Source organism: Nocardioides endophyticus, assembly GCF_039543845.1.
Taxonomy (GTDB): domain Bacteria; phylum Actinomycetota; class Actinomycetes; order Propionibacteriales; family Nocardioidaceae; genus Nocardioides; species Nocardioides endophyticus.
Genome location: NZ_BAABKN010000026.1, coordinates 91,936 through 103,179, shown reverse-complemented (window position 1 = coordinate 103,179; position 11,244 = coordinate 91,936). Strand labels below are relative to the sequence as shown.

The 11,244-nt window shown below is 68.9% G+C and carries 8 protein-coding genes; 7 read left to right on the top strand and 1 reads right to left on the bottom strand.

The annotated features are described in order from the left end of the window. Window positions 1–10: 10 nt before the first annotated feature. Entirely contained in the window at window positions 11–559 is a 549-nt protein-coding gene (locus tag ABEA33_RS20335; RefSeq protein ID WP_345528787.1) for an adenine phosphoribosyltransferase, read from the top strand. A 16-nt stretch (window positions 560–575) separates the two neighbouring features. Further along, the gene (locus ABEA33_RS20330; protein WP_425577457.1) at window positions 576–2,885 is read left to right on the top strand and encodes a RelA/SpoT family protein; all 2,310 of its coding nucleotides are present in this window, start codon (window positions 576–578) and stop codon (window positions 2,883–2,885) included. A 78-nt stretch (window positions 2,886–2,963) separates the two neighbouring features. On the opposite strand, the gene ABEA33_RS20325 is transcribed toward ABEA33_RS20330, so the two are convergent. Beyond that, on the bottom strand, window positions 2,964–4,190 hold the full coding sequence (locus ABEA33_RS20325; RefSeq protein WP_345528786.1) for a DUF349 domain-containing protein: 1,227 nt from the start codon (window positions 4,188–4,190) through the stop codon (window positions 2,964–2,966). A 160-nt stretch (window positions 4,191–4,350) separates the two neighbouring features. Here ABEA33_RS20325 and ABEA33_RS20320 point away from each other — a divergent pair, with 160 nt between their 5' ends. The 5 genes from ABEA33_RS20320 (at window position 4,351) to ABEA33_RS20300 (ending at window position 11,172) form a co-directional block, all read left to right on the top strand. After that, window positions 4,351–5,022: an MBL fold metallo-hydrolase gene (locus ABEA33_RS20320; RefSeq protein WP_345528785.1), complete on the top strand. Its 672-nt coding sequence runs from the start codon at window positions 4,351–4,353 to the stop codon at window positions 5,020–5,022. A gap of 1 nt (window position 5,023) precedes the next feature. Further along, window positions 5,024–6,385: a histidine--tRNA ligase gene (gene hisS, locus ABEA33_RS20315; RefSeq protein WP_345528784.1), complete on the top strand. Its 1,362-nt coding sequence runs from the start codon at window positions 5,024–5,026 to the stop codon at window positions 6,383–6,385. Beyond that, complete coding sequence (gene aspS / locus ABEA33_RS20310) at window positions 6,382–8,160, top strand: aspartate--tRNA ligase (RefSeq protein ID WP_345528783.1); 1,779 nt, start codon at window positions 6,382–6,384, stop codon at window positions 8,158–8,160. Before hisS ends, aspS begins: the two co-directional genes overlap by 4 nt. 135 nt (window positions 8,161–8,295) lie before the next feature. Further along, the gene (locus ABEA33_RS20305) at window positions 8,296–9,327 is read left to right on the top strand and encodes an ABC transporter permease (protein ID WP_345528782.1); all 1,032 of its coding nucleotides are present in this window, start codon (window positions 8,296–8,298) and stop codon (window positions 9,325–9,327) included. A gap of 99 nt (window positions 9,328–9,426) precedes the next feature. Next, complete coding sequence (locus tag ABEA33_RS20300; protein ID WP_345528781.1) at window positions 9,427–11,172, top strand: ABC transporter substrate-binding protein; 1,746 nt, start codon at window positions 9,427–9,429, stop codon at window positions 11,170–11,172. The last annotated feature ends 72 nt before the right edge of the window (window positions 11,173–11,244 follow it).

The following is an 11,244-nucleotide window of genomic DNA, read 5'->3' as shown; positions in this document are numbered from 1 at the left end:
CCTCGAGGAGATGACTGAGCCGGGGCCGGACCTGGAGTCGGCGCTCGCACTGATCGCGGACGTCCCTGACTTCCCCGAGCCCGGGATCCTCTTCAAGGACATCACCCCGCTCCTCGCGGACCACACGGCACTCACGGATGTCGTCGCAGCGCTGTCGGCGCCGGGTCGCGATGCCGACGGCCGGCCGGTCGTCGACAAGGTGCTCGGCATGGAGTCGCGGGGCTTCATCCTCGGCGCTCCGGTCGCGTTGGCACTCGGGGTCGGGTTCGTCCCGGTCCGCAAGGCCGGCAAGCTCCCGCGCGCGACGTACGCCGTGTCCTACTCGCTGGAGTACGGCGAGGCGACGCTCGAGGTGCACCAGGACGCGTTGCAGCCGGGTGACCGGGTGCTGCTCGTCGACGACGTCCTCGCCACCGGCGGGACGGCTCGCGCCACGATGGAGCTGGTCGCCCAGTCCGGCGCCACCGTGCACGGGGTGGCGATGCTGATGGAGCTCGGGTTCCTCCGGGGGCGCGACGCCCTCGGGGACGTCGACCTGACGACCCTCCTCACGGTCTGACGCCTAGACTGCAAGCGTGACCGAGGAGAGCACGGCGCCGCCTGTCCCGGCAGGCCCGCGCCGTGCGTCCGAACCCGGCCCGTCCACCCGCAGCATGCGAGCGCGGCTGGCGCGGATGGGGACCCGCAACCAGTCGGCCAACCCGGTCCTGGAGCCTCTCTTCCGCTCGGTGCGAGCCAACCACCCGAAGGCCGACCTGGCCCTCCTCGAGCGGGCCTACCTGACCGCTGAGAAGATGCACGGCACGCAGACGCGCAAGTCGGGTGACCCCTACATCACGCATCCGCTCGCGGTGACGACGATCCTGGCCGACATCGGGATGACCGAGTCGACGCTGGCCGCGGCGCTCCTTCACGACACGGTCGAGGACACGCCGTACACCCTGGAGCAGGTGCGCCAGGACTTCGGCGACGAGGTCGCCCGGCTCGTCGACGGAGTGACCAAGCTCGACAAGGTCAAGTACGGCGACTCCGCGCAGGCCGAGACCATCCGCAAGATGATCGTCGCGATGTCGCGCGACATCCGAGTGCTCGTCATCAAGCTCGCGGACCGCCTGCACAACATGCGGACGCTGCGCTACGTGCGGCAGGAGACCCAGGAGCGGGTCGCCCGCGAGACGCTCGACATCTACGCCCCGCTGGCGCACCGGCTCGGCATGAACACCATCAAGTGGGAGCTCGAGGACCTCGCGTTCGCGACCCTGCACCCTAAGATCTACGACGAGATCGTGCGGATGGTGGCCGAGCGGGCGCCGTCGCGCGACCAGTTCCTCGCTGAGGTGATCAACCAGGTCGACGCCGACCTGCGCGAGGCCAAGGTCAAGTGCACCGTCACCGGGCGACCGAAGCACTACTACTCGATCTACCAGAAGATGATCGTCGGCGGTCGGGAGTTCTCCGACATCTACGACCTGGTCGGCATCCGGGTCCTCGTCGAGGACGACCGCGACTGCTACACCGTCCTCGGCGTGCTCCACTCGCGCTGGAACCCCGTGCTCGGTCGGTTCAAGGACTACGTCGCGATGCCGAAGTTCAACATGTACCAGTCGTTGCACACGACGGTCATCGGGCCGCAGGGCAAGCCGGTCGAGCTGCAGATCCGCACCTTCGCGATGCACCGCCGGGCGGAGTACGGCGTCGCCGCGCACTGGAAGTACAAGGAGAACGGCCGCGCCGGCGTCGACACCGACCGCCCCGGCGACATCGACGACATGACGTGGGTGCGCCAGCTCCTCGACTGGCAGAACGAGGTCGAGGACCCGGGCGAGTTCCTGGAGTCGCTGCGCTTCGAGATCAACCGCGCCGAGGTCTACGTGTTCACGCCGCGCGGCGACGTCATCGCGCTGCCCACCGGCGCGACCCCCGTCGACTTCGCGTACGCCGTACACACCGAGGTCGGTCACCACACGATCGGTGCTCGCGTGAACGGGCGTCTGGTGCCGCTCGAGTCCGCGCTGGAGAACGGCGACGTGGTGGAGGTCTTCACCTCGAAGTCACCGACCGCCGGGCCGTCGCGCGACTGGCTCGGCTTCGTGAAGTCGCCGCGCGCCCGCTCCAAGATCCGCCAATGGTTCACCAAGGAGCGGCGCGAGGAGGCGATCGACCAGGGCAAGGAGCAGATCGCCAAGCTGATGCGCAAGGAGGGGCTGCCGCTCAAGCGGCTGATGTCCCACGAGTCGCTGATGCTGGCCGCGGTCCACTTCAAGCTGGCCGACGTCTCGGCGCTCTACGCCTCGGTCGGGGAAGGCAACCTCAGCGCTCAAGCCGTCGTACGCCGGGTCATCGATCTCCACGGCGGCGACGACGGTGCGGCCGAGGACCTGGCAGAGGGCGTCACGATCACCGGCCGCCGAGGCCGCGCCAAGGCGCAGCCGGGCGGCGACTCCGGCGTGATCGTCAAGGGTGCCCCTGACGTGTGGGTGAAGCTCGCGAAGTGCTGTACGCCGGTGCCGCCGGACCCGATCCTCGGGTTCGTCACCAAGGGCGGGGGAGTGTCGGTCCACCGGCAGAGCTGCACCAACGCGGCGAGCCTGCAGGCCCAGCCCGAGCGGCTGCTCGACGTCGAGTGGGCGCCGACGGGCCAGTCCAGCTTCCTGGTCAACATCCAGGTCGAGGCTCTGGACCGGGCCCGGCTGCTCTCCGACATCACCATGGCGCTCTCCGACGCCCACGTCGACATCCTCAGCGCCAATCTCTCGACGTCGAGGGACCGGGTCGCGAAGAGCCGGTTCACCTTCGAGATGGCCGAGGCCAAGCACCTCGACACGGTCCTCAAGGCGGTGCGCTCGGTGCCCGGCGTCTTCGACGCCTACCGCGTCACGCAGTAGAGGCTGCTTCTCGGCTCACCGGATCTCGACACGCCTGACGCGACCTCGTGCCTCGGTCGCGGGCTCGCAGGCATCCGGCTACGAATAGTCCTCGCTCGCCCGCTTGGCCATCTCCAGGAACGACTGGCGGGAGACGAGGTTCTCCTCGAGCTCCTTGACCTTCTTCTCGTTGCCGGCGGCCTTCGCCCTCTCCAGGTCGGCCTCGACCTTGGCGATGGCGGCCTCGAGCTTGCTGACCAGGTCGTCGGCGCGGGCGGACTTCTCGGGGTCGGAGCGGCGCCACTGCTCATCCTCGACGCCGCGGATCTCGGTCTCGACCTTGCGGATCCGGGCCTCGAGGTCCTTCATCCGATCGCGCGGCACCTTGCCGGCCGCGTCCCAGCGGTCGGCGATGTCCCGGAACGCCCGCTTCGCGGCGTCGAGGTCGGTGACCGGCACCAGCTTCTCGGCCTCGACGAGCAGCGCCTCCTTGACCTCGGCGTTGGCAGCGAACTCCACGTCCTGCTCGGCGGCGGCGGCGTCACGGGCGCCGAAGAACGTGTCCTGGGCGCCGCGGAAGCGCTTCCACAGCGCCTCGTCGGCGTCGCGTGGGGCCGGACCGGCGGCCTTCCACTGGCGCATCAGGTCCCGGTAGCGGCCGGCGGTCCCGCCCCAGTCCGTCGAGGTGGCGAGGCTCTCGGCCTCGACCGCGAGCTTCTCCTTCACGCTGCGCGCGGCGTCGCGCTTCTCGTGCTGCTCGGAGAAGTGCGCCTTGCGGCGTCGGGTGTACGCCGTGCGCGCGGTCGAGAAGCGACGCCACAGCGCGTCGTCGGACGACCGGTCGATGCGGGGGAGCGCCTTCCACTCGTCGAGCAGCTCGCGCATCCGGTTGGCGCCGTTGCGCCAGTCGGAGCCCTCCGCGAGGACCTCCGCCTCCGCGACGATCCTCTCCTTGCCCTCACGGGCCTCGGCGGCCCGCTGGGCGCGCTCGATCTTGCGGGCCTCGCGCTGCTGCTCGAGCACCGGCTCCAGCGCCTCGAGGCGTCCGGTCAACGCGGCGAGGTCGCCCACGGCGTTCGCGGAGGTCACCTGCTCGCGCACCGTACGCACGGACGCGGCCGCCTCCTCGGGCGACATGACGCCGCTGGCGACGCGCTTCTCGAGGAGCTCGACCTCGAAAGCGAGCGCGTCGAAGCGCTCGGTGAAGAACTTCAGCGCCTCCTCGGGGGAGCCCTCGGGATACTGCCCCACGGAGCGTTCGCCGTCGGCGGTCTTCACGTAGACGGTTCCGTCGTCGTCGACTCGACCCCACTGATGACTCGTCACTGGTGCACTCCGCTCGATGCGTATTTGGCTGCCACGGCACCGTCCCCGTCGGGACGCCCGGCACCATGCTAGTCAACCCCGCGCCGCTGCCCGCGCGCCCAGCAAACCATGGTCCAGCACCGATGCGACGTCGCCCTGGTCGGCTCGATAGTCTGCCGTGGTGTTGATCGCCGGCTTCCCCGCAGGTCCATGGGGCACCAACTGCTACGTCGCCGCGACGGCGCCGGGCACCGAGTGCGTCATCATCGACCCCGGCAAGGACGCGGCCGAGGGCATCGCCGAGGTGGTCCGCGAGCATCGCCTCAAGCCGGTGGCGGTCCTGGTCACCCACGGCCACGTCGACCACATGTGGTGTGTCGCGCCGGTCGCCGGGACCTACGACGCGACTGCCTGGATCCACCCCGCGGACCGGCACCTGCTCGCTAACCCGATGGCCGGCATGTCCCCCGAGACCACGCAGATGCTGCTCGGCGGCAACTACGAGTTCGCCGAGCCGGACGACGTGCGTGAGCTCGGCGACGCCCAGGAGCTCGAGCTCGCCGGCCTGCGCTTCGTCACCGACCACACGCCCGGACACACGCAGGGCTCGGTGACCTTCCGGACGCCGTACGACCGCGAGGACGTCTCCGAGGTGATGTTCTCCGGTGACCTGCTCTTCGCCGGGTCCATCGGCCGCACCGACCTGCCCGGCGGCGACCATCCGACGATGCTGCAGAGCCTCAAGAGCAAGGTGCTGCCCCTCGCCGACGACATCGTCGTGCTCCCCGGCCACGGGGAGCAGACGTCCATCGGCCGGGAACGCGCGACCAATCCATACCTCCAGGACCTCTGACATGGCCAAGCCCACCCCGCTGAGCGGGTTCCCCGAGCTGCTGCCCTCCGCGCGCGTGGTCGAGCGCGAGGTGATCGCGTCGCTGGCGCACACCTTCGAGCTGCACGGGTTCGCCAACATCGAGACCCGGGTCGTCGAACCCCTCGACCGTCTGGCGAAGGGCGGTGAGGTCGACAAGGAGATCTACGTCCTGCGCCGGCTGCACGCTGCCGCGGACGAGGCGGACGCGGGGCTCGGCCTGCACTTCGACCTCACCGTGCCGTTCGCGCGCTACGTGCTCGAGCACGCAGGCCACCTCGAGTTCCCGTTCCGGCGCTTCCAGATCCAGCCGGCCTGGCGCGGAGAGCGTCCGCAGGAGGGCCGCTACCGGCAGTTCACCCAGGCCGACGTCGACATCGTCGGCCGCGACGAGCTGCCCTTCCACCACGACGTCGAGGTGATGCGGGTGATGGTGGACGCGCTCGACGCGCTCCCGATCCCGCCCGTGAGCTTCCAGTTCAACAACCGCAAGCTGATCCAGGGCTTCTACCGCGGCCTCGGCCTGCCCGACGTGACCGCGGCGATCCGCACCATCGACAAGCTCGACAAGCTGCCTGCCGACAAGGTCGCCGAGCTGCTGGTCGGCGACGCCGGTGCGACCCCCGAGCAGGCCCAGCGCTGTCTGGAGCTGGCGACCATCCGGGTCGCCGACACCTCGTTCGTCGAGCGGGTGCGCGCCCTGGGCGTGGTCGACGAGCTGCTCGACGAGGGCCTCGCCGAGCTCGCGGCCGTCGTGGAGGGCTGCTCCGCAGGCGACCACCAGCACGTGATGGTCGAGGCCAACCTGCGCATCGCGCGTGGCCTCGACTACTACACCGGCACGGTCGTCGAGATCTTCATGGCCGGCTACGAGCGTCTGAAGTCGGTCGGTGGTGGCGGTCGCTACGACGCGCTCGCGACCGACGGGCGTACGACGTACCCGGGCGTCGGTGTCTCGTTCGGGGTCTCCCGCTCACTCATCCCGCTGCTCGCCGACGGCGTGCTCGCGGGCAGCCGCCCGGTGCCGAGCGCCGTGCTGGTCGTGGTCGTCGACGAGGAGTCGCGCGCCACCAGTGACGCGATCGCCGGCGCGCTGCGGGCTCGTGACATCCCGTGTGAGGTCGCGGCGAGCGCGCAGAAGTTCGGCAAGCAGATCCGGTACGCCGAGCGCCGTGGCATCCCCTTCGTCTGGTTCACCGACGCCGACGGCGGCCACGAGGTCAAGGACATCCGATCGGGTGAGCAGGTGGCCGCGGACCCGGCGACCTGGACCCCACCCACCGAGGACCTGCGACCGCAGATCCTGGGTCTCGACAAGCTCGACCACCGAGGAGTTTCACAGTGATCCGCACCCATGACGCCGGCGCCTTGCGCGCCGAGCACGTCGGCCAGACCGTCACCCTCGCCGGATGGGTGGCCAACCGCCGCGACCACGGGGGTGTGGCCTTCATCGACCTGCGCGAGGCCAGCGGCGTCGTCCAGGTGGTGATCCGCGACGAGGAGGTGGCCCACCAGCTGCGCGCTGAGTACTGCCTCAAGATCACCGGCGAGGTGACCGCTCGCAAGGACGGCAACGAGAACCCCAACCTGGCGACCGGCGCCATCGAGGTCGTCGCCAGCGACGTCGAGGTGCTGTCCGCATCCGCCCCGCTGCCGTTCCCGATCAGCGACCACGTCGACGTGGGGGAGGAGGCCCGGCTCAAGCACCGCTACCTCGACCTGCGTCGCTCCGGTCCCAACCACGCGCTCCGCTTGCGCAGCAAGATCAACAAGGCGGCCCGCGACGTCCTCGACGCCCACGCCTTCGTCGAGATCGAGACGCCGACCCTCACCCGCAGCACGCCCGAGGGCGCACGCGACTTCCTGGTGCCGGCCCGCCTGCAGCCCGGCAGCTGGTACGCCCTGCCGCAGAGCCCGCAGCTCTTCAAGCAGCTGCTGATGGTCGCCGGCATGGAGCGCTACTTCCAGATCGCGCGTTGCTACCGCGACGAGGACTTCCGGGCTGACCGGCAGCCGGAGTTCACCCAGCTCGACATCGAGATGAGCTTCGCCGACCAGGACGACGTCATCGCCCTGATGGAGGACGTCCTCGCCGCGATGTGGAAGCTCATCGACGTCGACATCCCGCGTCCGATCCCGCGGATGACGTACGCCGACGCGATGGCACGCTTCGGCTCCGACAAGCCCGACCTGCGGATGGGCCTGGAGCTCGTCGAGTGCACCGACTACTTCAAGGACACCCCGTTCCGCGTCTTCCAGGCGGAGTACGTCGGGGCGGTCGTCATGCCCGGTGGAGCCAGCCAGCCGCGCAAGAAGCTGGATGCCTGGCAGGAGTGGGCGAAGCAGCGCGGCGCCAAGGGTCTGGCCTACGTGCTGGTGCAGGAGGACGGGGAGCTGGGCGGTCCTGTGGCCAAGAACCTGTCCGACGAGGAGAAGGCGGGCCTGGCCGCGCACGTGGGCGCCGCTCCCGGTGACTGCGTGTTCTTCGCCGCCGGAGCGACCAAGCCGAGTCGCGCCCTGCTGGGTGCTGCTCGGCTGGAGATCGGTCGCCGCGGGAGCCTCATCGACGAGAGTGCGTTCGCCTTCACCTGGGTGGTCGATGCTCCCATGTTCGAGCCGGCCTCCGACGCGGTCGCCAGCGGCGACGTGGCGGTGGGGGCCGGTGCGTGGACCGCGGTCCACCACGCCTTCACCGGCCCGAAGCCGGAGTTCCTCGACACCTTCGACAGCGACCCCGGCTCCGCGCTGGCCTACGCCTACGACATCGTCTGCAACGGCAACGAGCTCGGCGGCGGGTCGATCCGGATCCACCGCGAGGACGTGCAGAAGCGGGTCTTCGCGGTGATGGGCCTCACCGAGGAGGAGGCACACGAGAAGTTCGGGTTCCTCCTGGACGCGTTCACCTTCGGCGCGCCGCCCCATGGCGGCATCGCGGTCGGCATGGACCGGATCTGCGCGCTGCTGGCCGGGACCGACTCGATCCGCGACGTGATCGCGTTCCCCAAGTCCGGTGGCGGCTTCGACCCGCTCACCGCTGCGCCGGCGCCGATCACGGCCGAGCAGCGCAAAGAGGCGGGTGTAGACGCCGTTCTGGCGGAGAACGTCCCTCCAACAGCCTGAAACTACGAACGCTCTACTGGTCGAGACCGGATCGTTACCGCCACGCGCTGCAATTCGCTCTCGGTGTCACATAGAGTGCCGAAGGCGGTGGCCCTCCGGGACCTACCGTGCAACAAATCTGAGAGGGGAAACCTGGTGACGCTGACCGCGTCCAACCTGGAGCCGCACGGCGACGAGGAGCTCACCGCGCCGGAAGGCGCCGTCCCATCGGTGGCTGCCGGTCGCTCGCCGATGCAGCTGGCGGTTCGGCGGTTCCGAGCGGACAAGCTGTCTGTCATCGCCCTGGCGATCTCCGCCGTCTTCGTGCTCTGCGCGATCGCGGCGCCGATCCTGGTGGCGGCGGGCGTGCTCGATCCCTACACGTTCAACCAGGACCTGCTCGCCGACGACGGCGTCAAGCCGCTCGGCGCGCTGGGCGGTATCAGCTGGGACCACCCGCTCGGCCTGGAGCCCGGCACCGGTCGCGACCTGCTGTCACGGCTGATGCTGGCGATGACCTGGTCGCTGGGCATCGCGCTTACCGGCACTGTGATCACGGTCATCATCGGCGTGGCCCTCGGCATCATCTCGGGCTTCTCGGGGGGCCTGGCCGACGCCACCGTCGGCCGCTTCATCGACCTGACGCTCTCCTTCCCCCAGACGATGATGTTGCTCGCGCTGTCCGCCCCGGCGGTCTACATGATCCAGAACAGCATCTCCGACGCCCCGGGTCTCGGGTTCCTCAGCGACCGTGACCTGGCCTCGGGGCTCTACGTGATCATCATCCTCGCTGCGTTCGGCTGGCCCCCGGTGGCCCGCGTCCTCCGTGGTCAGGTGCTGTCCATCCGGGAGCGCGAGTTCGTGGAGGCGGCCAAGCTCATCGGCGCCAACAAGCGCCGGCTGTACTTCAAGGAGGTCCTGCCGAACGTCTGGGCCCCGATCCTCGTGTACTTCACGCTGCTGGTCCCCGCGTACATCTCGGCAGAGGCCGCCTTCAGCTTCCTCGGCGTCGGCATCAAGCCGCCGACCCCGACGCTCGGCAACATCCTGGCCGACTCGGTCAACTACACCACCGCCGACCCGATGTTCTTCTTCCTGCCGGGCATCGTGCTCGTGCTGACCGTCGTCTTCTTCAACCTGGTCGGAGACGGCGCCCGCGACGCGCTCGACCCCAAGACGCACCGATAGCGGAACACCCACAAACACGGCAGCCGGCCGTCGCTCTTGGTCAGGCTGCTGCTGACGCCGGACTCCCGGCACGTTCACCCTCAGATAGGAGACAGTTGGATGGCCATCACCAAGAAGCCGCTAGTCGCCATGGCGGCTGCTGCGGCGCTTGCGATGTCGCTTGCCGCGTGCGGCGGCAGTGACGACGAGCCAAGCAGCAACAGCGGCAACAACGCTGAAGGCGCCAAGGGCGGCACCGCGATCTTCTTCAACGGCCCCCGGTTCACTGAGCACTGGGACCCCCAGCGTATGTACATCGGCCGTGACCTGAACAACGCAGGCCGACTCGTCTACCGGAGCCTGGTGGCCTTCCCCGCCTCCAACGACCCGACCGAGGGCACCACTCCTGTCCCGGATCTCGCCACGGACACCGGCACGACCGATGACGGCGGCAAGACGTGGTCCTTCACCGTCCGCGACGACGTGAAGTGGGAGGACGGCGAGGCGATCACGTGTGAGGACTTCAAGTACGGCGCCTCGCGCAACTTCGCAACCGACGTGATCATCGGTGGACCAGCGAACTACCTGTTCACCTACCTCGATGTCCCCACCGGCGCCGACGGCCTGCCCACCTACAAGGGCCCCTACAAGAAGACCGGCCAAGCCGACTTCGACAAGGCGGTCACCTGCGACGGTCAGACGATCACGTACCACATGAAGAAGGCCTGGCCGGACTTCCCGCAGTCCATGGCCTCGCTGCGCTACCTCGACCCGTACCGTGCGGATCTCGACAAGGGCGACGCCAGCAACTTCCAGATCATCTCCAACGGTCCCTACAAGCTCGAGGGCAAGTGGACCGAGGGCACCGGTGGGACGTTCGTTCGCAACGAGAACTGGAGCGAGGACACCGACACCATCCGCAAGGCTCTCCCCGACGAGTGGGAGTTCCGTGAGGGTGACGAGGACGAGGCAATCTACGAGCAGTTGATCGCTGACTCGGACGACGCTCAGTACGCCGTGACCGAGCGCCGCATGCCGCCGACGTTCTACGACCGGATCCCCGAGGCCGAGGACCGCTACACGCAGGTCGAGTCGCCGTACGTCGACTACGTGTTGCCGAACTTCAACTCCCCGGTCTTCAAGGACCCGGCCTGCCGCGAGGCGCTCGCGCTCGCGACCGACAAGGCTGCCTGGATCAAGGCCGGTGGTGGCGACAAGGCGTTCAAGCCCGCGTACTCCGTGGTCAACCCGTCGGTTCCTGGCTACACCGAGAACCCGGCGTTCGCCGACATCCCCGATGAGGGCGACCAGGACGCGGCCAAGGCCAAGCTCGCCGAGTGCTCGGCTCCGAAGCCGGTGAAGATCAAGTTCACCTACTCCGGTGGCACCCCGACCTCCGACAAGCAGGCCGCGGCACTCAAGGAGGCGTGGGACGCTGCGGGCTTCGAGACTCAGCTCGACCCGCTCGCCGACACCTACTACGCCGTCATCCAGAAGCCCGACGCTGACTTCGACGTCACCTGGGGTGGTTGGGGTGCAGACTGGCCGTCCATCGGCACGGTCATCCCGCCGCTCTTCGACAGCCGGATCAACCTGACCGGTGACTCGAACGGCAACGACTACGGCAACTACAAGGGCGGACCCGAGGTCGACAAGGCCATCGACGAAGCCTACGCCGAGACCGACCTCGATGCTGCCGCCAAGAAGTGGGCCGGCGTCGACGCCAAGCTCGGTGAGGACGTCGCCTACATCCCGCTGGAGATCACGATCTTCAACTTCCTCCACGGGTCCAAGGTCACCGGGTACTCCAACAACGTCTCGACGAACGGCTACGCCGACCTCGCCGTGATCGGTGTGGAGAGCTGATCGATCGGTAAACTGACCGACGGCCGAGGGTCCTCTTCTGGATCCTCGGCCGCCGGTGCCGCGTCCCCGTCC